Raw genomic sequence first — 22039 nt, 5'->3', positions numbered from 1 at the left:
CTGAGATTTTCCTGATGGCGCTGCTTATCACTAAAAAATGTATCAACTGTGACATGTGCGAGCCGGAGTGCCCGAACGAGGCTATCTCAATGGGAGACAACATCTATCAGATCGATACCGGCCGCTGCACCGAATGCGTGGGGCACTACGAGACGCCGACCTGCCAGAAAGTGTGCCCGATCCCAAACACGATTATTAAGGATCCGGCGCATGTCGAAAATGAAGAGCAGCTTTGGGATAAGTTCGTGCTGCTCCACCATGCTGATAAAATCTAACTTTCGATAATCACCGTCGCGCAGGCGTAGTGCCGCTCGTCAGCGAGCGTCACGTGCACCGCCGTCACGCCCATACGCGCCGCCAGCCGCTCTGCCTCATCCCACAGCCGCAGCTTCGGTTTACCCAGCTCGTCGTTAAACACTTCAAACTGATTAAACGCCAGTCCGTTGCGGATGCCGGTGCCGAAGGCTTTCGCCGCCGCTTCTTTAACCGCGAAGCGCTTTGCCAGAAAACGTACCGGCTGCTGGTGCGTCTGGTATTGCGCCCACTCACTGGCGCTCAAAACCCGCTTTGCCAGCCGGTCGCCGGAGCGGGAGATGACCGCCTCGATGCGGTCAATCTCCACGATATCAGTGCCAAGGCCCAGAATCGCCATTAGCGACGCGCTTCCAGCATCAGGCGTTTCATCTCGGATACGGCTTCTTTCAGGCCGCTCATCACAGCGCGCCCGATAATCGCGTGGCCGATATTGAGTTCATGCATCTCCGGCAGCGCGGCGATCGCCTGCACGTTATGGTAAGTAAGCCCGTGCCCGGCGTTCACCTTCAGCCCTTTGCCGGCGGCGTAAGTCGCGGCCTTCGCGATGCGCGCCAGTTCGCGGGCGCGGGTGGCGTCATCTTCAGCATCAGCGTAGCAGCCGGTATGGATTTCAATGTACGGCGCGCCGACGGCGACGGCGGCGTCAATCTGCGCGTGGTCGGCGTCGATAAACAGCGACACCAGAATGCCCGCGTCCGCCAGGCGCTGGCAGGCGTCGCGCATTTTATCGAGCTGGCCTGCAACATCGAGCCCGCCTTCGGTCGTCACTTCCTGACGCTTTTCCGGCACCAGGCAGCAGAAATGCGGCTTTGTCTCGCAGGCAATGGTCAGCATCTCATCAGTGACGGCCATTTCAAGATTCATACGGGTGTGGAGTGTCTGGCGCAGAATACGCACGTCGCGGTCAGTGATATGACGGCGGTCTTCACGCAGGTGAACCGTGATGCCGTCAGCGCCAGCCTGCTCGGCGATAAAAGCCGCCTGTACCGGGTCCGGATAAGCGGTGCCGCGAGCGTTACGCAGCGTGGCGATGTGGTCGATGTTGACCCCTAACAGCAATTCAGCCATGACAATCCTCGTAAATCGACAAAAAGTACAGGCAGTTTACACCTGGTCGGGAAAGGCTGGCTATGGCTGCGCGGTCAGGCGGTTTCGTCTTGCGGCGGAAGCGGACGTTTTTTCGGCACAAACTGGCGAAACAGCTCACGGCTTTTTAACGGTTTGCCGCCGAGATAAGGTTTAAGCGCCATACGGGTGAAACGCTTGGCGGCGCGCAGGGTATCGGCGTCAGGGAAGTCGCGAGTGGCGAGCGCTTTCAGCTGGCGGCCGGTAAAAGAGGTGTTGTCGATAACCAGGCTTGCGATAAAGCCCTTTTCTTCGCGATAGCGATAGGTCATCGCGTCATCCACTTCGTCGCCGGTGCCCGCGCAGTGAAGGAAATCGACGCCGTAACCGAGGTGTCCAAGAAGCGCGAGTTCAAAGCGTCGCAGCGCAGGCTCCGGCGAGCCGGTTGCGCCCGCCAGCGCCTGAATGCAGTGCAGATAATCGAAGAAAAGCTCGGAGAAGCGGGTTTCTGGCTCCAGCACGCGCGCGACCAGTTCGTTGACATACAGGCCGCTGTATAGCGTGATGCCGGAAAGGGGAAGCGCAAGCGAGACGGCCTCAGCGCTGGTGAGGTTTTTCACCTCGCCGCGCCCGCTCCAGCGCACCAGCAATGGCGTAAACGGCTGAAGCGCGCCTTTAAGATTCGAGCGTTTGCGGCGCGCGCCCTTGGCGACGACGCGCACGCGGCCGGACTCTTCGCTGAACAGATCGATAATCAGGCTGGTTTCGCTCCACGGACGCGCGTGGAGCACAAAGGCGCGCTGCCAGCCTTCCATCAGGGTGCCTTAGAGATCGTCTACATAACCGAGACTGCGCAGCGCGCGCTCGTCATCGGCCCAGCCCGATTTCACTTTGACCCACAGCTCAAGATGCACCGGCGCCTCAAACATGTCCTGCATGTCTTTACGCGCTTCGATGCCGATGGTTTTGATTTTGGCGCCTTTGTTGCCAATCACCATTTTCTTCTGCCCCTCGCGCTCAACGAGGATCAGACCGTTAATGTCGTAACCGCCGCGCTCGTTAGTGATGAAACGCTCGATTTCCACCGTTACGGAGTACGGCAGTTCAGCCCCCAGGAAACGCATCAGTTTTTCACGGATGATTTCAGACGCCATAAAGCGCTGGGAACGATCGGTAATGTAATCTTCCGGGAAGTGATGTGTCGCCTCTGGCAGATGCTTGCGCACAATCGCTGCGATAGTATCAACATTCATGCCGGTTTCGGCAGAGATCGGCACGATATCGAGAAAGTTCATCTGGCTGCCCAGGAACTGCAGGTGCGGAAGCAGATCCGCTTTTTCCTGTACGTTATCCACCTTATTGATAGCCAGGATAACCGGCGCTTTGCCTTCGCGCAGTTTGTTCAGCACCATTTCGTCGTCCGGCGTCCAGCGGGTGCCTTCGACCACGAAAATCACCAGCTCCACGTCGCCGATAGAGCTGCTGGCCGCTTTGTTCATCAGACGGTTGATGGCGCGTTTTTCTTCCATATGCAGGCCGGGGGTATCGACGTAAATCGCCTGATATTCACCCTCAGTATGAATGCCCACGATACGGTGGCGCGTGGTTTGCGCCTTACGAGAAGTAATAGAAATTTTCTGCCCGAGCAGTTTATTCAGCAGCGTGGATTTCCCGACGTTCGGGCGACCCACGATGGCGATAAATCCGCAGTAAGTTTTGGCTTCGCTCATTCCAGCTCCAGTTTTTTCAGCGCCTGCTCAGCGGCTGCCTGCTCCGCTTTACGGCGGCTGGAACCCGTGCCGACCACCGGTTCACTCAGGCCACTTACCTGGCAATGGATAGTAAATTCCTGATCGTGAGCTTCCCCACGCACCTGCACCACCAGGTAAGACGGCAGCGGCAGATGGCGCCCCTGCAGATACTCCTGCAGACGCGTTTTCGGATCTTTTTGTTTATCGCCCGGACTAATTTCATCCAGACGGGTTTGATACCAGGTGAGAATTAAGCGCTCGACAGTCTGAATATCGCTGTCAAGGAACACGCCGCCAATTAAGGCCTCAACGGTATCGGCAAGAATCGATTCGCGACGAAAGCCGCCGCTTTTCAACTCGCCCGGCCCGAGGCGCAGGCACTCGCCGAGCTCAAATTCACGGGCGATTTCCGCAAGCGTGTTGCCGCGTACCAGCGTCGCGCGCATACGGCTCATGTCGCCTTCGTCCACGCGTGGAAAACGGTGATACAGGGCGTTCGCAATCACGAAACTTAAAATGGAGTCACCCAGAAACTCCAGACGCTCATTATGTTTGCTGCTGGCACTGCGATGCGTTAATGCCTGCTGCAACAGCTCCTGATGATGAAAAGTGTAGCCCAGCTTTCGCTGAAGCCGATTAATTACGATGGGGTTCATGCGATACCAATTAATGAATGCGTCAAAAATTCAGCACACGGAACAGGGCTGAAGGGGTTCAAAGCTGTTTCGTGTGCCGTGGCTCCCTTACGGGAGCCAGCCGGAAATCGTCGGGGGAATATTCTATACACAACGACAGGGGATGTCGTTAGTTCCAACAGATTTAATTCGTTAATGAATGCCGCCGATTCGATTCAGGCGCACGCCTGTCGGCCATTCACCTTCCTGCTTCTCGAAGCTCATCCAGATAGCGGTCGCTTTACCGACCAGATTCGCTTCCGGGACGAAGCCCCAGTAGCGGCTGTCGGCGCTGTTATCGCGGTTGTCGCCCATCATGAAGTAGTGGCCCGGCGGAACGATCCAGGTGCCGGTCTGCTGGCCCTGCTGACGGTAGTAAATGCCTACCTGATCCTGCGCGACCGGCACGGTCAGAATGCGGTGCGTGACATCGCCTAAGGTTTCCTTACGCTCGGTCAGGCGAATGCCGCCCTCTTTGCTTTCGTTTTTCGGCACCTGGAAAAAGCCGCTGCTCGCCTCGCCGCGGTTTCGACGGCCAAAGGTCTGCACGAAATCGCTCGGTTCCACGTTCGAATAGGTGATCGGCAGCGCACTGGCGCAGGCCTGGCCAGAGCTGCAGCCCGGCTGAACGGTCACTTCTTTCGCGACCGGATCGTAACTGACTTTATCGCCCGGCAGACCAACGACACGCTTGATGTAGTCCAGACGCGGATCGTCTGGGTATTTAAACACGGCGATATCGCCGCGCTTCGGATGCCCGGTTTCGATAAGCGTTTTCTGGTAAATCGGATCTTTAATTCCGTAGGCGAATTTCTCCACCAGAATAAAATCGCCGATAAGCAGCGTCGGCATCATCGAACCTGAGGGGATCTGGAAGGGTTCGTAGATAAACGAACGCACCACCAGCACCACGGCCAGTACCGGGAATACCGATGCGCCGGTTTCCAGCCAGCCCGGTTTCGGGCCCGCTTTTTTCGACGCGACCGTCTCCTGCGCATCGGCGGCGGCAAGCGCCGCACGCTCGCGGCGCTTCGGCGCGAAGATAAATTTATCCACGCACCACAAGATGCCCGTCACCAGCGTTGCGATGACCAGGATCAGGGCAAACATATTCGCCATGCCAACTCCTTAGGTTATTTACCGTCTTTCCCAACGTGCAGAATGGCGAGGAACGCTTCTTGCGGCAGTTCGACGTTACCGACCTGCTTCATGCGTTTTTTACCCTCTTTCTGTTTCTGCAACAGCTTTTTCTTACGGCTGACGTCGCCGCCATAGCATTTTGCCAGCACGTTTTTACGCAGCTGTTTCACTGTGGAGCGGGCAATAATGTGGTTGCCGATAGCCGCCTGAATGGCGATATCGAACTGCTGGCGCGGGATCAGATCTTTCATCTTCTCCACCAGCTCGCGACCGCGGTACGGCGCGTTATCGTTGTGGGTGATCAGCGCCAGCGCATCGACGCGTTCGCCGTTGATCAGCACATCGACACGAACCATGTTAGAGGCCTGGAAGCGCTTGAAGTTGTAATCCAGCGACGCGTAGCCGCGCGAGGTCGACTTCAGGCGATCGAAGAAGTCGAGCACCACTTCCGCCATCGGAATTTCATAAGTCAGCGCGACCTGGTTGCCGTGATAGACCATGTTGGTCTGCACGCCGCGTTTTTCCACGCACAGCGTGATCACGTTGCCCAGATATTCCTGCGGCAGCAGCATGTGGCACTCGGCGATAGGCTCGCGCAGCTCCTGAATATTGTTCAGCGGCGGCAGCTTGGACGGGCTGTCGACATACACCACCTCATCATTGGTCATCTGCACTTCATAGACTACGGTCGGCGCCGTGGTGATGAGGTCAAGGTCGTATTCGCGCTCCAGACGCTCCTGGATGATTTCCATGTGCAGCAGGCCGAGGAAGCCGCAGCGGAAGCCGAAGCCCAGCGCCGTTGAGCTTTCCGGCTCATAGAACAGGGAGGCATCATTGAGACTCAGTTTGCCGAGCGCGTCGCGGAAGGACTCGTAATCGTCAGAGCTGACCGGGAAGAGGCCCGCATAAACCTGCGGCTTCACTTTCTTAAAGCCTGGCAGCGCTTTGTCTGCCGGGTTACGCGCGAGTGTCAGGGTATCGCCCACCGGCGCGCCGAGAATGTCTTTAATGGCGCAGACCAGCCAGCCCACCTCGCCGCATTTGAGCTCGGTACGGTCGATTTGCTTCGGCGTGAAAATCCCGAGACGGTCAGCATTGTAGGTCTGGCCGGTGCTCATGACTTTTACTTTATCGCCCTTGCGCAGGGTGCCGTTTTTCACACGGATAAGTGAGACCACCCCCAGGTAATTATCAAACCAGGAGTCGATGATCAGCGCCTGCAGCGGGGCGTCAGGATCGCCTTCCGGCGCCGGAATGTCGCGCACCAGGCGCTCCAGTACATCCTGCACGCCGACGCCGGTTTTCGCCGAGCAACGCACCGCATCGGTGGCGTCGATGCCGACGATGTCTTCGATCTCTTCCGCCACGCGCTCAGGGTCGGCGGCGGGCAGGTCGATTTTGTTCAGTACCGGCACCACTTCGAGATCCATTTCGATCGCCGTGTAACAGTTCGCAAGGGTCTGCGCTTCTACGCCCTGCCCTGCGTCCACCACCAGCAGCGCGCCTTCGCACGCGGCAAGGGAGCGGGAAACTTCATAGGAGAAGTCGACGTGGCCAGGAGTGTCGATAAAGTTAAGCTGGTAGGTTTCGCCGTCGGAGGCTTTATAGTCCAGCGTTACGCTCTGGGCTTTAATGGTAATGCCGCGCTCGCGCTCCAGATCCATGGAGTCCAGCACCTGCGCTTCCATTTCGCGATCGGAAAGGCCGCCGCAAATCTGGATAATACGGTCAGACAGCGTCGATTTGCCGTGGTCGATGTGTGCGATGATCGAAAAGTTGCGTATGTTCTTCATATAGCGAGATTTTTATGCCTTATAAATCCTGAGAGGCTCGGCGCAACGCGCGGTACTGAGCATGATGTCTCTGGCTGTCTTATGCCTGAAACGCTGCATTCTACACTACAACCAGAAAGCGGGGAAACTGCGTCTCAGGTAAGCATAGACGGCGAATGAAAATCACAAAGAAAGGAAGCGTAAAACCACGCAGCCGGTGATTACCGGCTGTCTGAAGAAGGAGAAGTTTCGACACGTAGCGCATCCGGCGGCAGGCCGACGCTGAGAATAACCGGCTGCCAGCTTTCGCGTGCCGCAAACCTGGGCGACAGGCCGCGCGCCAGCAGAAAACCGCCCACACCGCCAAGCGCCGCGCCGCACAGCGCGGCGATGTCGGAGCCAAACAGCGCCTGGAACAAGCCAGCCATGATAAACAGCCCTACCAGCGGCGACATATACACCAGCATGGCGGAACCCAGCAGGCTGCCTTCTGCGATGCCCAATTCCACTTTCTGCCCGGCCACCAGCGGCTGTTCGCTCGGCACGTTAATAAAATGCGTGTTCTGCGGCCCAAGTTTATTAAGCACGCGTGTGCCACAGCCCGCACGTGACGCGCAACTGCTGCAAGAGGCTTTTACGTCACAGCTGAGTACGGCTTCGCCGTTTTGCCACGACACGACCGTGGCCCACTCTTTAATCATTGAGATGCCCTGAATTTAATGCTGCTCGCGATCCGCTTCGCGGTCGGGGGCGGCAATTCGCCGACTACCGTTATCTCGGCGTTATCGCGAACTTCGGTACTGACGGTGCGCCGACCGGTGCGCAGCATCTGTTCGCTACTGTTGGCGCTGGCGCGACTCACGTTAATGGAGAAGCTAAACAGCCCGTCGGAGTAAAGCCGCGATTCGACCGGCGAGTCGATGCCCGGCAACGGTCGGCGACTGCTGGAAATTTCGGTAAAGCCCTGCGGCAACCACGAGGCTGACCAGCCAAACTGCGCGTTATCGCCAGCCGGTACGGACAACAGCGGCGGCAGCGACGCTTTCGCGAGGTTCTGCATCATCGTGCCGGGCTTGTCGTTAACCGTAAACGAGACCACGCGGAACTGCTCCAGCGTTTCGCCATCGCGGTCCAGCAGATCAACGCGCATCGGCAGGCGGGTGTCGCTGTCGAGCCAGGCGATATAACCGTAACGGGTACCGTCGCGCGCCACCACGCGAATTACTTCGCAGAGGCGATCGGCGATGCGGGTACGCCCGACAGAGATAAAGTCGTAGTAAGGCGCAAGGCGGCGGAAATCGGTGTAAACCAGCGACGGCAGCGAATCGACGATGTAATCACCGTTCAGCGTAAATGGCTCAAGACCCGGCTCGAAGTAGCTGATTTCGGTGCCGCGCTGCACAACTTCACGACGCGGGCCGTCCAGCTGCAATAACTGTGCGAGGGGTTTATTGTCGAGCCTGGCATGGCGATAGCGCAACGACTCCACACCCTGCTTGTTAATGCTGACAAATGAGAGCTCATAATTGAGTGACTGGCTCGCCAGGTTCATCTGCTGCAACAACGCCTCGGACGAGGCATCCGCCGAGGCGTTGAAGGAAACGAACAGGCTGCCCGCCATAAGAGAGACGGCGCACCAAAGTTGCTTCATTACTGCGATTGAGTTCCTAAAGTCTGGTTACCAGGCACTTGTACGGCGGCCTGCTGCGTCTGGGACTGCTCCAGTTGAAGCTGTTCAGCATGCAGGCGGCGCTGCAGTTCGTAATCCTGCAACATCGCGTTGATGCGGCGGCGCTGTTCCTGGACCTGCGGCTGACCGCCGGTCGCGTTGGCGTCAGCCGTCGGCACGCCGAGGCTAACCGGGCTGGCTTTACCCATCATCGGCAGCGTGTTGAAAACCGGTGTTTCCGGCTGTGCGGCCGCGTCCGGCTGACCGTTATAATGCTGAACGCCGACGATTACCGCCAGCGACACGCACGCGGCCATACCGACTTGCGTCAGCTGGCTCGCCCAGGGACGAACTTTATGCCAGAACGGCATTTTCTCCCACTGTTGCGGCGCGGGCTGCGATTCAGGAATGAGCGGCGCGGCCTGACGGGCGGGTTCGTTTTCGATAGCCGCCATAACGCGCGCGGAGATATCGAAATGAAGCGTTTCGCCGGTATCACCGCGCAGGGTATCACGAATGAGGTGATAGCTTTCCCAGGTTTGCTGGAGCGCTTTATCGTTTTCGACCGCGCTCAGCAATTCACTGTCCAGTGCTTCCCCATCCATTAAAGCGGAAAGTTTTTCTTTCTGCATGCTTAATACCTTTTCCAGTATCCCGCTATCGTCAACGCCTGATAAGCGGTTGAACTTTATTATCAATGGCTTCCCGCGCACGGAAAATGCGGGAGCGAACCGTACCGACCGGGCAATCCATAATAGCCGCTATCTCTTCATAGCTCAGGCCATCCAGCTCCCGCAACGTAATTGCCATGCGTAAATCTTCCGGGAGTGACTCAATGGTACGGAATACGATCTGTCTCAGTTCCTCAGACAACATTAAGTTCTCTGGGTTCGAAATTTCTTTCAGCGCGCCGCCGCTTTCGAAGTTTTCCGCCTCGTTGGCGTCAACATCGCTGGAAGGCGGGCGACGGCCCTGAGCGACTAAATAGTTTTTTGCCGTATTAACGGCGATACGGTAGAGCCAGGTATAAAACGCGCTGTCGCCGCGAAAAGAATCAAACGCGCGCCAGGCTTTAACAAAAGATTCCTGAACAACATCAGAGACGTCGCCTGAGGGGACATAGCGGGATACCAGGTTCGCAACCTTATGCTGGTAACGAATGACCAGTAGATTAAAGGCTTTCTGATCTCCCTTCTGGACCCGTTCGACAAGGACCTGATCCGTTAACTGCTCGCTCATCCGAGGTAATGTCTCCCCAAACCTGAATTTCCACGCGTAATCGAAATGCCACCCGAACTCTGCATTGTGAGCAAGCAGAAGGTTAGAGCGCCGTTTATCCGGAAAGTTCCGTTACGCCTTTGTTTTTGTGCAGCAATTGCGAACGCCAGTTCTACTCATTATATGTTCACAACCTGAATGACGACCTGCGAGGACGGTATTTTGTTGCACAGGCCGCTTGCAGGGTAACGCAACCCCACCATTTTTTCATCTTTAAATCTCTGGGATGCGCGGCGTTACGCAGCGTTTCCGTGGTGCACTGAGAAGATAAAGCGGAATTCCCTTCTTGTGTTTAGTCATTACAACGACGATTAAAAAAATCGTGTTTGAATTCGCATTCTGGTGCTATGCTGGCCGAACCTTGTTTAGTAAATTAAACACCCGCGATGAAAACGACAACTGAACTTCACTGTGATGTGCTTATTGTAGGGAGCGGTGCCGCAGGTCTTTCTCTGGCGCTGCGTCTGGCGGAACACAGCCAGGTGATGGTATTGAGTAAAGGCCCGCTGAGCGAAGGCTCGACCTTTTATGCGCAGGGCGGCATCGCCGCGGTTTTCGACGAAACCGACAGCATCGCCTCGCATGTTGAAGACACGCTTATCGCGGGTGCCGGGATCTGCGATCGCGACGCCGTCGAGTTTGTCGCGGGTAACGCGCGCCACTGCGTACAATGGCTTATTGACCAGGGCGTGCTGTTTGACACCGAAGTGCAGTCTAACGGCGAAGAGAGCTACCATCTCACCCGCGAAGGCGGCCATAGCCATCGGCGTATACTTCATGCCGCGGACGCGACAGGCAAAGCCGTTGCCACCACGCTGATGGATAAAGCGCTGAGCCACCCAAACATCCGTATTCTTGAGCGTCACAACGCTGTCGATTTAATTATCTCTGACAAAATCGGCCTGCCGGGCACCCGTCGCGTGGTGGGCGCGTGGGTCTGGAACCGTAATAAAGAAGCCGTGGAAACCTGCCGCGCGAAAGCCGTGGTACTGGCGACTGGCGGCGCATCGAAGGTGTATCAGTACACCACTAACCCGGATATCGCCTCGGGTGACGGCATTGCAATGGCCTGGCGCGCCGGGTGTCGCGTCGCCAATCTCGAATTTAATCAGTTCCACCCGACGGCCCTGTTCCATCCGCAGGCGCGAAATTTTCTTCTGACCGAAGCGCTGCGCGGCGAAGGCGCGTATTTAAAGCGCCCCGACGGCAGCCGCTTTATGCCGGAGTTTGATGAGCGCGCCGAGCTTGCACCGCGCGATATCGTGGCGCGCGCTATCGACCATGAAATGAAACGCCTCGGCGCCGACTGCATGTATCTGGACATCAGCCATAAGCCGGAGGCATTCGTCCGTCAGCATTTTCCGACTATTTATGAAAAGCTGCTGGGCCTGGGTATCGATCTCACCAAAGAGCCGGTGCCAATTGTGCCCGCCGCGCACTATACCTGCGGCGGCGTTATGGTTGACGAGCACGGGCGCACCGATGTGGACGGGCTCTACGCCATTGGCGAGGTGACCTATACCGGGCTGCATGGCGCGAACCGCATGGCCTCGAATTCGCTGCTGGAGTGTCTGGTTTACGGCTGGTCGGCGGCGGAAGATATCCGGCTGCGCCTGCCCTACGCGCGCGATGTGAAAACGCTGCCTGACTGGGACGAAAGCCGGGTCGAACACCCGGACGAACTGGTGGTGTTGCAGCATAACTGGCACGAGCTGCGGCTCTTTATGTGGGATTACGTAGGTATCGTGCGCACTACCAAGCGGCTGGAACGGGCGTTACGACGCATCACGATGTTGCAACAGGAGATTGAAGAGTATTACGCCAACTTCCGCGTCTCCAATAATCTGCTGGAGCTGCGCAATCTGGTGCAGGTGGCGGAGCTTATCGTGCGCTGCGCCATGATGCGTAAAGAGAGCCGGGGGTTGCATTACACCCTTGATTATCCGCAAGCGCTGCCGGAGTCCGGCCCTTCCGTGCTCTCGCCGCTGGTTCACATAAACAGATAGAAGGCTTCGGTCAGCGCGCAGTAGGCCTGTGAATAGTGCTGATCCGGCCCACGGATCAGCACATCGTCACGAAAGCATTCACCGGGCGCGGGCGAAAACGCCAGCAGTACCCGGTGCGGCAATTTTCCTTCGTTCTCCGCGACATCCGTGCGTAAACGCAAATGCCACCCCTGCTCGCCTGCCTGATGGCTGAACGCTTCGCCGCTGCTTTCCGGTAACACTACGCAGAAAAACCCTTCTTCGGTAATAAGCTGCGCCGCGCAGGCGAGCAGCGCGCCATGATCAAGCGTCGTGGTGTAGCGCGCCTGTTCACGGGCGGGGGTCGAACAGGCGACGCCTTTGTCATAATACGGCGGATTGCTGACAATAAGGTCGTACCGCTGCGTCTGCTGCTGCGTCCAGACCTGAATATCCGCGCAGTGCACCACAATACGCGCCGCCCACGGCGAGGCATCGGCGTTTTCGCGCGCCTGCCCGGCAGCCTGCGGGTCAAGTTCGACCGCGTCCAGCGTTACCGCATGGGGCGCGCGCTGCGCCAGCATCAGCGTCAGTAAACCGCTGCCCGCGCCGATATCCAGCACCCGTTGCGCTTTTGCCACCGGCGCCCACGCGCCCAGCAGAATGCCGTCGGTGCCGACTTTCATGGCGCAGCGATCGTGCGCGACAAAAAATTGTTTGAAGGTAAAGCCGTTGCGGCGTAACGGGGTTTTTGGCTGAGACATCATGAGGACCTGGTAACAAAACCGCTGTAGCATAGGCGAAAGCGCCGCCGGGGAAAAGGAGAAGCCGGGAAAGGGATGAACATTGGGCGCTGAACGTCTATAATCTGCGCCCCACACTGAGGTAGAAAATGACTGTAACCACTTTTTCCGAACTTGAACTTGATGAAAGCCTGCTGGACGCGCTCCAGGATAAAGGCTTCACCCGCCCGACCGCTATCCAGGCGGCCGCCATTCCGCCTGCGCTCGACGGGCGTGATGTGCTCGGTTCTGCGCCGACAGGCACCGGTAAAACGGCAGCTTATCTGTTGCCGGCGTTGCAGCATCTGCTCGACTTTCCTCGCAAAAAATCGGGGCCGCCACGTATTCTCATCCTGACGCCGACCCGCGAACTTGCGATGCAGGTCGCCGAGCAGGCGCGTGAACTGGCAAAACACACGCATCTGGATATCGCCACGATTACCGGCGGTGTGGCTTATATGAACCACGCGGAAGTCTTCAGCGAAAACCAGGATATCGTGGTCGCGACCACCGGCCGTCTGCTGCAGTACATCAAAGAAGAAAACTTTGACTGCCGCGCCGTGGAAACGCTGATCCTCGACGAAGCCGACCGCATGCTGGATATGGGTTTTGCGCAGGACATCGAGCATATCGCCGGCGAAACCCGCTGGCGCAAACAGACCATGCTGTTCTCCGCCACGCTGGAAGGCGATGCGATTAAAGATTTTGCCGAACGCCTGCTGGAAGAACCGGTGGAGGTATCCGCCACGCCGTCCACCCGCGAGCGTAAAAAAATCCACCAGTGGTATTACCGCGCCGATAACATCGAACATAAAACCGCGCTGCTGGTGCATCTGCTTAAACAGCCGGACGCCACCCGCTCCATCGTCTTTGTGCGTAAGCGCGACCGCGTGCATGAACTGGCGAACTGGCTGCGCGAAGCGGGCATCAACAACTGCTACCTTGAAGGCGAAATGGTGCAGGTCAAGCGCAACGAAGCGATCAAACGTCTGACTGACGGCCGCGTTAATGTGTTGATTGCCACCGACGTCGCCGCGCGCGGTATTGATATTCCGGATGTGAGCCACGTCTTTAACTTCGATATGCCGCGCACCGCCGATACCTATCTGCACCGCATTGGCCGTACCGCCCGCGCCGGGCGTAAAGGTACCGCGATTTCGCTGGTCGAAGCGCACGATCACCTGCTGCTGGGCAAAGTGGGCCGTTACCTGAACGAGCCGTTGAAAGCCCGCGTCATTGACGAGCTGCGCCCGACCACGCGCGCGCCGAGTGAAAAACTCACCGGCAAGCCATCCAAAAAAGCGCTCGCCAAACGCGAAGAGAAGAAGAAAGAGAAAGAAAAAGAGAAGCCGCGCGTGAAAAAACGTCACCGCGATACAAAAAACATCGGCAAGCGCCGCAAGCCGAGTGGCAACGCGGCACCGTCTTCCGACAACGCCGAGTCATAAAAAAACCGCCAGCAGATGCTGGCGGTTTTTTGTCTGGGCCGACGGCGCGCCGCCGGTTGCCCTGTGCCTGAGATTACAGGCTTTCGGTAAAGGTACGGGCGATAACGTCGCGCTGCTGTTCAGGCGTCAGCGAGTTAAAACGGACCGCATAGCCGGAAACACGAATGGTGAGCTGCGGATATTTTTCCGGATGCTTAACGGCATCTTCCAGCGTTTCACGACGCAGCACGTTAACGTTCAGGTGCTGACCGCCTTCCACACGCACTTCCGGTTTAATTTCCATCGGAATTTCACGGTATTCAAACTGGCCGAGCTGGCTCACCGGCACGATGTCGTCTTCATTAAAACCCGCTTTGGCGCATACGCAGCGCGCTTCGCCTTTTTCATTATCGAGCAGCCAGAAAGAATTCAGCAGTTCGTCATTGGCAGCTTTAGTAATCTGGATACCGGTGATCATATTTTGCCTCCCTGTGGGCTTGTTTGATGCGTTCAGCCAGCGGGTGATTCATCAAGCGGCTGGCTAATTGGTAAAACCATTGTTGTCTTATTGTTTTATATACCACCAAAGGGCGTTGATTCTTTGATTTAAATCAAAATAAACCACTCACCAAGTAAGGGTATAGCACAAAGGAATTGTTTTACATCAACTTACGTGCCCCGCCGCACCAGGGAAATTTTGTAAATCCACGTGCGGCACCGCGCGGTTTTGTTCTTCGGAAATAAGGCGTTAAGCTTAGGGAACAGAAAATCGCAGGAGAGCGAGATGACAGATAAACTCACCTGGCACGACGTGCTGGCCGATGAAAAAGAAAAGCCGTACTTCCAGAAGATCCTGACCACCGTCGCCGCCGAGCGCGACGCGGGCGTCACTATTTATCCGCCGCAGAAGGATGTGTTTAACGCCTTCCGCTTTACCGAGCTTGGCGATGTAAAAGTGGTGATCCTCGGACAAGACCCCTATCACGGGCCAGGCCAGGCGCACGGTCTCGCGTTTTCGGTGCGCCCGGGCGTCGCGCCACCGCCCTCGCTGGTCAATATGTATAAAGAGCTGGAGCAGTCGATTCCGGGCTTTACCCGGCCTGGCCACGGCTATCTGGAGAGCTGGGCGCGCCAGGGCGTCATGCTGCTGAACACCGTTTTGACCGTGCAGGCTGGCAAAGCGCACTCGCACGCGAATCTCGGCTGGGAGACGTTTACCGATAAAGTCATTTCGCTGATTAACGAGCATCGTGAAGGCGTGGTGTTTCTGCTGTGGGGCTCTCACGCGCAGAAAAAAGGCGCGATTATCGACCGCGACCGACACCATGTGTTGCAGGCGCCGCACCCGTCGCCGCTGTCAGCGCACCGCGGTTTTTTCGGCTGCGGCCATTTCGTAAAAACCAACCAGTATCTGGAAAGCCGCGGCGAAGCGCCCATCGACTGGACGCCGGTCGTGCCGGAAAACGCCCAATAAAAAACCTCCCGCAGGAGGTTTCGCCATTCATCACGCCAGCCTCACGCTGGCGTTTTTTATTGCGCTTTATTCTGACGCCACCACTCGGCGAGCAGAACGCCGGTCGCCACGGAGACGTTCAGGCTTTCCACATTGCCTGTGCCGTCGATAGACAGGCTTAGATCCGCGTTCGCAAGCGTCGCTTCAGAAATCCCTTCGCGCTCCTGGCCCAGCACCAGCACCATTTTCTTCGGCAGCGTCGCTTTAAAGAGCGGCGTACCTTTATGGCTGGAGGTGGTCACGATGGCGTAACCGGCCGCGCGGAACTGCGCCAGCGCGTCGCCAAAGCTGTCGCCGGTAATCGGCTCAACGTGCTCCGCGCCGCCTTCGGCGGTACGTACCGCCGCACCAGATTCCAGCAGCGAGGCATCCTGCACCACCACGCCTTTCACGCCGAAGTGCGCGCAGCTGCGCACGATGGCGCCGAGGTTATGCGGGTTGCCCACGTCTTCCAGCGCCAGCACGCAATCTTCTTCGCCGGCTTTACTCAGCCACTGCTCAACGCTCGCGCCGTTGCGTTTTTTGATAAGGAAGCAAACGCCGCCGTGATGCTCAGTGCCGGAGGCTTTGGTCAGCTCCGCGTCGTCCACGACGTGATACGCTTTGCGGTTGGCCGCCATCCAGCGCAGCGCTTCTTTAAAGCGCGGGGTCACGCTCTGGATAAACCAGGCGCGAACAATAGACTCCGGGCGGCTCTGGAACAGCGCCTGACAGGCGTTTTCGCCATAGACGCGGGTCTCTTCGGCGCGCTGACGGCGCAGCACTTCCGGGTCGATAAAGCTTTTACCGCTGATGCCGCCGTGATCCGGCTTCGCAGGCGCTTCGGCACCCGGCGCGCGGGATACGGTGCGCCACGGCGAGGCGTCACGGTCGCGATCGCGGTCACGGCTGCGTTCACGGTCGGCCGGTCGGTCATTACGCGCAGCACGACGACCGCCTTCCGGTTTACCGGCACCAGCGGGACGACCGCCGCCTTTACCAGTTCGTGGGTTTGAGCTGCGTTTGTCCGTATTATCATCACTGCGGACATACATCACTTTGACCTTGCCGCTCTTGCCTTTAAATTCGTCGTTGTCGTTCATGCTTTTCTCCACCTGCGCTGCGCGAAGCGCGCAGATTACCCGATGTATCCGCGCTTAGCCATTCTTTCGCGCAAAAGCTAATAACTATTGTACTCATTGGATAAAACGGTTTGAGCTACGAAACATTGTTGCAGATACTATGTAACATTATCGAAACATAGCCGACGTTTGCGCGTCGGTTTCTGTCACCTGCAACCCAGAGGTTAGCTATGAATACCGTTTGTGCCGCCTGCCAGACTGTCAATCGCGTGGATGAAGAGCGTATTGAAGACGGCGCGAAGTGCGGCCGCTGTGGCCACGCGCTGTTTGACGGCGATGTGATTAATGCCACCAGCGAAACGCTGGATCAGCTGCTTAAAGATGACCTGCCGGTCGTTATCGATTTCTGGGCCCCGTGGTGCGGCCCGTGCCGTAGCTTTGCGCCGATCTTCGAAGATGTCGCCGAAGAGCGCAGCGGCAAAATCCGCTTTGTGAAAGTGAACACCGAAGCGGAGCCGGAACTGAGCGCGCGTTTTCGCATTCGCAGCATTCCGACCATTATGATGTTCAAAAAAGGTCAGATGGTGGACATGCTCAACGGCGCCGTGCCGAAAGCGCCATTCGACAGCTGGCTTAATGAGGCCGTCAACGAGACCGTGTAACCCCTGCGGGGCGCATCTTGTGCCCCGTCTCTCCCTCTGCGACAATGGCATTTTTGTCGACGCTAATGACTGAAAACGCCGTTCTTCGCCTGCGCGCTCTGCGCCTCGCGCGCGCCACCCGCCCTTTTCTCGCCCGCGGCAATCGCATAAAGCGCTGCCAGCGTTGCCTGTTGCCCTTACGCCACTGCCTGTGCGACACGCTGCAACCGCAGCCGGCCCGCAGCCGTTTCTGTCTGGTGATGTTTGACACCGAGCCTATGAAGCCCAGCAATACCGGCAGGCTTATCGCCGATATTCTTCCGGATACCCAGGCGTTTCAATGGTCGCGCACCGATCCGCCCGCAGCGCTTCTTGAGCTGGTCACCAATCCCGATTATCAGCCGATGGTGGTGTTCCCGGCTTCTTATGCCGATCCGGGCCGTGAAGTGCTGAGCGCCCCGCCGCGCACCGGCAAACCACCACTGTTTATTATGCTCGACGGCACCTGGACCGAAGCACGCAAAATGTTTCGCAAAAGCCCCTACCTTGACGCGCTGCCGTTGATCTCCGTGGATTTAACGCGGGTATCCGCGTATCAACTACGCGAGGCGCACGCCGATGGCCAGTACTGCACAGCCGAAGTGGCGATAGCGCTGCTGGATGGCGCGGGCGACGCCGCTGCGGCGAAGGGGCTGAGCGATCATTTCGCGCTATTTCGCGAACGCTATCTCGCCGGTAAACCTCATCATCAGGGCAGCATCACAGCAACGCAGACAGAAAGCGTTTAAAATCATCTGTTCACTTCGATGCCGGAGGAAATGATGAGCCAACGTGGCCTGGAAGCGCTGTTACGCCCCAAATCTATCGCCGTGGTCGGCGCCTCGATGAAACCCGACCGAGCCGGTTTTCTGATGATGCGTAATCTGCTGGCGGGCGGTTTCAGCGGGCCGATTCTGCCAGTGACGCCTGCCTGGAAGGCGGTCTGCGGCGTGCTGGCCTGGCCGGATATCGCAAGCCTGCCGTTTACGCCCGATCTGGCCGTGCTCTGCACCCATGCAAAGCGCAACCTGGCGCTGCTGGAGGCGCTCGGCGAAAAGGGCTGCAAAACCTGCCTGGTGCTCTCATCGCCGCCGGAACAACATGCCGGGCTGCTGGCCTGCGCGGCGCGCTTTCAGATGCGGCTGCTCGGCCCGAACAGCTTAGGCCTGCTGGCGCCGTGGCAGGGTCTTAACGCAAGCTTTTCACCCGTGCCTATCCGTAAAGGCAAGCTCGCGTTTATTTCGCAATCCGCCGCCGTCTCCAATACCATTCTCGACTGGGCGCAGCAGCGCCAGCTCGGTTTTTCGTGGTTTATCGCGCTTGGCGACAGCCTGGATATCGACGTCGACGAACTGCTGGATTATCTGGCGCGTGACAGCAAAACCAGCGCCATTCTCCTCTACCTTGAACACCTGAGCGACGCCCGGCGCTTTGTCTCCGCCGCGCGCAGCGCCTCGCGCAACAAGCCCATTCTGGTGATTAAGAGCGGCCGCAGTCCGAGCGCGCGCCGTCTGCTGAATACCCACGCCGGGCTCGACGCCGCCTGGGACGCGGCTATCCAGCGCGCCGGTCTGCTGCGCGTGCAGGACACGCACGAACTCTTCTCGGCCGTGGAAACGCTAAGCCATATGCGCCCGTTGCGCGGCGAGCGGCTGATGATTGTCAGTAACGGCGCAGCGCCTGCCGCGCTGGCGCTGGATGAACTCTGGTTACGCCAGGGCAAACTCGCCGCTCTGGACGACGCCCTGCTGGCCCGCCTGCAACAGGCGCTGCCGGAGGGCATTCAGGCCGATAACCCGCTCGATCTGCGCGACGACGCGACGCCCGCCCGTTATCTGAAAGCCATCGAAGCGCTGCTGGAGAGTCACGATTTCGACGCGCTGATGGTGATCCACTCCCCCAGCGCCGCCGCGCCCGGCAGCGAAAGCGCCCGCGCGTTAATCGAGCTTTTCAACCGTCACCCGCGCGGAAAATATGTCACGCTCATCACTAACTGGGGTGGCGAGTTTTCGTCTCAGGAGGCGCGACATCTCTTTAGCGAGGCCGGCATTCCGACCTATCGCACGCCGGAAGGCGCGGTCACCGCGTTTATGCATATGGTCGAGTACCGCCGTAACCAGAAACAGCTGCGTGAAACCCCGGCGCTGCCGGCGACGCTGACGGTGGATACTGCCCAGGCGCACCGGCTGTTGCAGCAGGCATGTTCCGAGGGCGTAACGCAACTCGATACCCATGAAGTGCGCCCGATCCTTGAAGCCTACGGCCTGCAAACGCTGCCGACCTGGATTGCCGGCGACAGCGCGGAGGCGGTGCATATCGCCGGGCAGATCGGTTATCCGGTGGCGCTGAAGCTGCGCTCGCCAGATATTGCGCATAAATCCGAGGTGCAGGGGGTGATGCTCTACCTGCGCACTGCCCATGAGGTCCAGCGCGCGGCGGACGCGATGCTGGATCGGGTGAAAATGGCATGGCCGCAGGCGCGTATTCACGGCCTGCTGGTGCAGAGTATGGCGAACCGCGCTGGCGCCCAGGAATTGCGGGTGGTAGTGGAGCATGACCCGGTCTTCGGCCCGCTGATTATGCTGGGCGAAGGCGGCGTGGAGTGGCGCCCCGAAGAGCAAGCCGCGGTGGCGCTGCCGCCGCTGAATATGAATCTGGCGCGCTATCTGGTGATTCAGGCGATCAAGAGCGGCAAAATCCGCGGACGCAGCGCGCTGCGCCCGCTGGATATTCCGGGCTTAAGCCAGCTACTGGTGCGGGTTTCCAATCTGGTGGTGGATTGCCCGGAGATTGCGCGGCTGGATATTCATCCGCTGCTGGCCGCAGGCGGCGATTTCACCGCGCTCGACGTCACCCTGCAACTGGCGCCCTTTAGCGGAGACGCGGACGCGCGCCTGGCGGTGCGCCCCTATCCTCACCATCTGGAAGAGTGGGTGGCGCTGAAAAACGGCGAGCGCTGTCTGTTCCGCCCGATCCTTCCTGAAGATGAGCCGCAGCTGCAACGCTTTATCTCGCAGGTGACGAAAGAGGATCTTTATTACCGTTACTTTAGCGAGATCAATGAATTTACCCATGATGATTTAGCCAATATGACCCAGATCGACTACGATCGAGAAATGGCCTTTGTGGCGGTCCGTCAGCAGGCGGACGGCGAGGAGATCATCGGCGTGACTCGCGCGATTTCCGATCCGGATAATATCGATGCGGAGTTCGCAGTGCTGGTGCGCTCCGATTTAAAAGGGCTCGGGCTGGGGCGTCGGCTGCTGGAAAAACTGATCGCCTATACCCGCGATCACGGGCTTTCGCGACTCAACGGCATTACGATGCCGCATAATCAGGGGATGGTGGCGCTGGCCCGCAAGCTTGGGTTTAGCGTCGATATTCAGCTGGATGAAGGCATCGTCGGGCTGAGTCTGGCGCTGACAAAACCCGCGGGTTCATGAGTAAGGTACTGGAAATGTTGACCACATTTTTGGACAGTAATGGTATTATCGTCCGCTTCCGTCGTCTGCATTGCACAGAAGACCATCTACTTCAGAGAAGATATGCACTGTGATGTTGTCAAAATTTAAACGCAACAAACATCAACAACACCTTGCCCAACTACCGAAGCTTTCTCAGTCAGTTGATGATGTCGCGTTCTATTTCTCCCCTGCCGATTTCCGCAAAACACTGCTGGAAAAGATAGCCACGGCGACCACGCGTATCTGCATTATCGCGCTCTACCTTGAGCAGGACGATGGCGGTAAAGGCGTGATGTCGGCGCTGTATGAAGCCAAACGCCAGCGCCCTGAGCTGGACATCAGCGTGCTGGTGGACTGGCATCGCGCGCAGCGTGGACGTATCGGCGTTGAGGCCTCGAACACCAATGCCGACTGGTACTGCCGCATGGCGCAGGAAAACCCAGGCGTCAGCGTGCCGGTTTACGGCGTGCCGGTAAATACCCGTGAAGCGCTGGGCGTGCTGCATTACAAAGGCTTTATTATCGATGACAGCGTGTTTTACAGCGGCGCCAGCCTGAACGACGTTTATCTGCACCAGCACGATAAATACCGCTATGACCGCTACCACTTTATCCGTAACGCAAAGCTTGCCGACGTGATGCATGACTGGGTGCGCCACCAGCTGGTAAACGGCCACGCGGTGAACCGCCTGGATAATCCGGATCGCCCGAAAAGCCCGGAAATCAAAAACGATATTCGCCAGTTCCGTCAGACGCTCCGCGACGCCGCTTACCACTTCCAGGGCGATGCCGATAACGAACAGCTTGCCGTCACGCCGCTGGTGGGCCTCGGCAAATCGAGCCCGTTGAATAAAGCGATATTTCATCTGATGCCCTGCGCCGAAGAGAAGCTGGTCATCTGCACGCCGTACTTTAATCTGCCTGCGGTGCTGGTACGCAATATCATTGCGCTGCTGCGCGACGGCAAGAAAGTAGAAATTATCGTCGGCGATAAAACCGCGAACGACTTTTACATCCCCGAAGATCAGCCGTTTAAGATAATTGGCGCGCTGCCGTATCTTTATGAGATTAACCTGCGCCGCTTCTTAAGCCGCCTGCAATATTACGTTAATACCGATCAGCTGGTGGTGCGCCTGTGGAAAGATGGCGATAACAGTTACCACCTGAAAGGCATGTGGGTGGATAACGAGTGGATGCTGCTGACCGGCAACAACCTGAACCCGCGCGCCTGGCGTCTCGATCTGGAAAACGCGATCCTTATCCACGATCCGAAGCAAGAGCTGGCCGCGAAGCGCGACCACGAGCTGGAGACCATCCGCACGCACACGACGGTGGTAAAACACTATCGCGATCTGCAAAGCATTGCCGATTATCCGGTGAAAGTGCGCAAGCTTATCCGTCGCCTGCGCCGTATCCGTATCGATCGCCTTATTAGCCGTATTCTCTGACGTTTGTCGCTTAACGAAGCCCTGCCATGCAGGGCTT

22 protein-coding genes are annotated in these 22039 nt (G+C 58.0%); 8 read left to right on the top strand and 14 right to left on the bottom strand.

All coding sequences use genetic code 11. The features are described 5' to 3' along the window. Positions 1-14: 14 nt before the first annotated feature. The gene (locus tag AFK63_RS03405) at positions 15-275 is read left to right on the top strand and encodes a YfhL family 4Fe-4S dicluster ferredoxin (protein ID WP_038861220.1); all 261 of its coding nucleotides are present in this window, start codon (positions 15-17) and stop codon (positions 273-275) included. Here AFK63_RS03405 and acpS read toward each other — a convergent pair. The 11 genes from acpS to rpoE form a co-directional block, all read right to left on the bottom strand. After that, complete coding sequence (acpS, locus tag AFK63_RS03400; RefSeq protein WP_038861218.1) at positions 272-652, bottom strand: holo-ACP synthase; 381 nt, start codon at positions 650-652, stop codon at positions 272-274. The genes AFK63_RS03405 and acpS overlap by 4 nt on opposite strands. Continuing rightward, a complete protein-coding gene (pdxJ, locus tag AFK63_RS03395; protein ID WP_038861216.1) occupies positions 652-1383 on the bottom strand; it encodes a pyridoxine 5'-phosphate synthase in 732 nt (243 codons plus the stop codon). The genes acpS and pdxJ overlap by 1 nt, the downstream gene beginning before the upstream one ends. A 74-nt stretch (positions 1384-1457) precedes the next feature. Beyond that, positions 1458-2195, bottom strand: a complete 738-nt coding sequence (gene recO, locus AFK63_RS03390; RefSeq protein WP_038861214.1) for a DNA repair protein RecO — start codon at positions 2193-2195, stop codon at positions 1458-1460. A 9-nt stretch (positions 2196-2204) separates the two neighbouring features. Then, on the bottom strand, positions 2205-3110 hold the full coding sequence (gene era, locus AFK63_RS03385) for a GTPase Era (protein WP_007712633.1): 906 nt from the start codon (positions 3108-3110) through the stop codon (positions 2205-2207). Continuing rightward, entirely contained in the window at positions 3107-3787 is a 681-nt protein-coding gene (gene rnc, locus AFK63_RS03380) for a ribonuclease III (RefSeq protein WP_007664232.1), read from the bottom strand. The genes era and rnc overlap by 4 nt, the downstream gene beginning before the upstream one ends. 171 nt (positions 3788-3958) lie before the next feature. After that, positions 3959-4924, bottom strand: coding sequence for a signal peptidase I (gene lepB / locus AFK63_RS03375; protein WP_038861212.1), 966 nt, complete (start codon positions 4922-4924; stop codon positions 3959-3961). Between the two features lie 14 nt (positions 4925-4938). Continuing rightward, complete coding sequence (lepA, locus tag AFK63_RS03370) at positions 4939-6738, bottom strand: translation elongation factor 4 (RefSeq protein ID WP_038861210.1); 1800 nt, start codon at positions 6736-6738, stop codon at positions 4939-4941. Positions 6739-6938: 200 nt separating this feature from the next. Beyond that, on the bottom strand, positions 6939-7418 hold the full coding sequence (gene rseC, locus AFK63_RS03365; RefSeq protein ID WP_038861208.1) for a SoxR-reducing system protein RseC: 480 nt from the start codon (positions 7416-7418) through the stop codon (positions 6939-6941). Next, the gene (gene rseB, locus AFK63_RS03360; protein WP_038861206.1) at positions 7415-8368 is read right to left on the bottom strand and encodes a sigma-E factor regulatory protein RseB; all 954 of its coding nucleotides are present in this window, start codon (positions 8366-8368) and stop codon (positions 7415-7417) included. Before rseB ends, rseC begins: the two co-directional genes overlap by 4 nt. Then, positions 8368-9018 carry an anti-sigma-E factor RseA gene (gene rseA, locus AFK63_RS03355; RefSeq protein WP_038861204.1) on the bottom strand — a complete coding sequence of 217 codons (651 nt, stop codon included), beginning with the start codon at positions 9016-9018 and terminating at the stop codon, positions 8368-8370. Before rseA ends, rseB begins: the two co-directional genes overlap by 1 nt. A gap of 31 nt (positions 9019-9049) precedes the next feature. After that, positions 9050-9625, bottom strand: a complete 576-nt coding sequence (gene rpoE / locus AFK63_RS03350; RefSeq protein WP_004387373.1) for an RNA polymerase sigma factor RpoE — start codon at positions 9623-9625, stop codon at positions 9050-9052. 425 nt (positions 9626-10050) lie between these two features. Here rpoE and nadB point away from each other — a divergent pair, with 425 nt between their 5' ends. Further along, entirely contained in the window at positions 10051-11670 is a 1620-nt protein-coding gene (gene nadB / locus AFK63_RS03345; protein WP_038861202.1) for an L-aspartate oxidase, read from the top strand. Here the strand turns inward: nadB and trmN are convergent. Further along, a complete protein-coding gene (gene trmN, locus AFK63_RS03340; protein WP_038861200.1) occupies positions 11655-12392 on the bottom strand; it encodes a tRNA(1)(Val) (adenine(37)-N(6))-methyltransferase TrmN in 738 nt (245 codons plus the stop codon). The genes nadB and trmN overlap by 16 nt on opposite strands. Before the next feature lie 128 nt (positions 12393-12520). Between trmN and srmB the strand changes: the two genes are divergently transcribed. Beyond that, positions 12521-13858: an ATP-dependent RNA helicase SrmB gene (srmB, locus tag AFK63_RS03335; RefSeq protein ID WP_038861198.1), complete on the top strand. Its 1338-nt coding sequence runs from the start codon at positions 12521-12523 to the stop codon at positions 13856-13858. A 73-nt stretch (positions 13859-13931) separates the two neighbouring features. On the opposite strand, the gene grcA is transcribed toward srmB, so the two are convergent. Beyond that, positions 13932-14315, bottom strand: a complete 384-nt coding sequence (grcA, locus tag AFK63_RS03330; protein WP_007728348.1) for an autonomous glycyl radical cofactor GrcA — start codon at positions 14313-14315, stop codon at positions 13932-13934. Between the two features lie 306 nt (positions 14316-14621). Here grcA and ung point away from each other — a divergent pair, with 306 nt between their 5' ends. Beyond that, a complete protein-coding gene (gene ung, locus AFK63_RS03325; RefSeq protein ID WP_038861194.1) occupies positions 14622-15311 on the top strand; it encodes a uracil-DNA glycosylase in 690 nt (229 codons plus the stop codon). 56 nt (positions 15312-15367) lie between these two features. Here ung and AFK63_RS03320 read toward each other — a convergent pair whose 3' ends face one another. Then, positions 15368-16432 carry a tRNA/rRNA methyltransferase gene (locus AFK63_RS03320; protein WP_038861191.1) on the bottom strand — a complete coding sequence of 355 codons (1065 nt, stop codon included), beginning with the start codon at positions 16430-16432 and terminating at the stop codon, positions 15368-15370. A 209-nt stretch (positions 16433-16641) separates the two neighbouring features. Here AFK63_RS03320 and trxC point away from each other — a divergent pair, with 209 nt between their 5' ends. The 4 genes from trxC to pssA all read left to right on the top strand — a co-directional run bounded on the left by trxC (position 16642) and on the right by pssA (position 22002). Further along, entirely contained in the window at positions 16642-17073 is a 432-nt protein-coding gene (gene trxC / locus AFK63_RS03315; RefSeq protein ID WP_038861188.1) for a thioredoxin TrxC, read from the top strand. A gap of 65 nt (positions 17074-17138) precedes the next feature. Then, positions 17139-17840, top strand: coding sequence for a tRNA-uridine aminocarboxypropyltransferase (locus tag AFK63_RS03310; RefSeq protein WP_038861184.1), 702 nt, complete (start codon positions 17139-17141; stop codon positions 17838-17840). Between the two features lie 33 nt (positions 17841-17873). Beyond that, positions 17874-20534 (top strand): bifunctional acetate--CoA ligase family protein/GNAT family N-acetyltransferase, encoded by a 2661-nt coding sequence (locus AFK63_RS03305; protein WP_038861180.1) that lies wholly within the window; start codon positions 17874-17876, stop codon positions 20532-20534. A 112-nt stretch (positions 20535-20646) separates the two neighbouring features. Next, positions 20647-22002, top strand: coding sequence for a CDP-diacylglycerol--serine O-phosphatidyltransferase (pssA, locus tag AFK63_RS03300; protein WP_038861177.1), 1356 nt, complete (start codon positions 20647-20649; stop codon positions 22000-22002). Positions 22003-22039: the final 37 nt, after the last annotated feature.

The organism is Cronobacter muytjensii ATCC 51329 (assembly GCF_001277195.1).
GTDB lineage: Bacteria > Pseudomonadota > Gammaproteobacteria > Enterobacterales > Enterobacteriaceae > Cronobacter > Cronobacter muytjensii.
The sequence above is the reverse complement of the archived record's forward strand: the minus strand, read 5'-3'. Positions and strand labels throughout refer to the sequence as shown.

Coding starts and splice junctions, on each gene's coding strand:
- srmB (WP_038861198.1), top strand. CDS start 12,521: ATGACTGTAACCACTTTTTCCGAACTTGAACTTGATGAAAGCCTGCTG.
- grcA (WP_007728348.1), bottom strand. CDS start 14,315: ATGATCACCGGTATCCAGATTACTAAAGCTGCCAATGACGAACTGCTG.
- AFK63_RS03310 (WP_038861184.1), top strand. CDS start 17,139: ATGACTGAAAACGCCGTTCTTCGCCTGCGCGCTCTGCGCCTCGCGCGC.
- pdxJ (WP_038861216.1), bottom strand. CDS start 1,383: ATGGCTGAATTGCTGTTAGGGGTCAACATCGACCACATCGCCACGCTG.
- rseB (WP_038861206.1), bottom strand. CDS start 8,368: ATGAAGCAACTTTGGTGCGCCGTCTCTCTTATGGCGGGCAGCCTGTTC.
- trxC (WP_038861188.1), top strand. CDS start 16,642: ATGAATACCGTTTGTGCCGCCTGCCAGACTGTCAATCGCGTGGATGAA.
- ung (WP_038861194.1), top strand. CDS start 14,622: ATGACAGATAAACTCACCTGGCACGACGTGCTGGCCGATGAAAAAGAA.
- trmN (WP_038861200.1), bottom strand. CDS start 12,392: ATGTCTCAGCCAAAAACCCCGTTACGCCGCAACGGCTTTACCTTCAAA.
- rseC (WP_038861208.1), bottom strand. CDS start 7,418: ATGATTAAAGAGTGGGCCACGGTCGTGTCGTGGCAAAACGGCGAAGCC.
- AFK63_RS03405 (WP_038861220.1), top strand. CDS start 15: ATGGCGCTGCTTATCACTAAAAAATGTATCAACTGTGACATGTGCGAG.
- acpS (WP_038861218.1), bottom strand. CDS start 652: ATGGCGATTCTGGGCCTTGGCACTGATATCGTGGAGATTGACCGCATC.
- lepA (WP_038861210.1), bottom strand. CDS start 6,738: ATGAAGAACATACGCAACTTTTCGATCATCGCACACATCGACCACGGC.
- lepB (WP_038861212.1), bottom strand. CDS start 4,924: ATGGCGAATATGTTTGCCCTGATCCTGGTCATCGCAACGCTGGTGACG.
- nadB (WP_038861202.1), top strand. CDS start 10,051: ATGAAAACGACAACTGAACTTCACTGTGATGTGCTTATTGTAGGGAGC.
- AFK63_RS03305 (WP_038861180.1), top strand. CDS start 17,874: ATGAGCCAACGTGGCCTGGAAGCGCTGTTACGCCCCAAATCTATCGCC.
- pssA (WP_038861177.1), top strand. CDS start 20,647: ATGTTGTCAAAATTTAAACGCAACAAACATCAACAACACCTTGCCCAA.
- rpoE (WP_004387373.1), bottom strand. CDS start 9,625: ATGAGCGAGCAGTTAACGGATCAGGTCCTTGTCGAACGGGTCCAGAAG.
- era (WP_007712633.1), bottom strand. CDS start 3,110: ATGAGCGAAGCCAAAACTTACTGCGGATTTATCGCCATCGTGGGTCGC.
- recO (WP_038861214.1), bottom strand. CDS start 2,195: ATGGAAGGCTGGCAGCGCGCCTTTGTGCTCCACGCGCGTCCGTGGAGC.
- AFK63_RS03320 (WP_038861191.1), bottom strand. CDS start 16,432: ATGAACGACAACGACGAATTTAAAGGCAAGAGCGGCAAGGTCAAAGTG.
- rseA (WP_038861204.1), bottom strand. CDS start 9,018: ATGCAGAAAGAAAAACTTTCCGCTTTAATGGATGGGGAAGCACTGGAC.
- rnc (WP_007664232.1), bottom strand. CDS start 3,787: ATGAACCCCATCGTAATTAATCGGCTTCAGCGAAAGCTGGGCTACACT.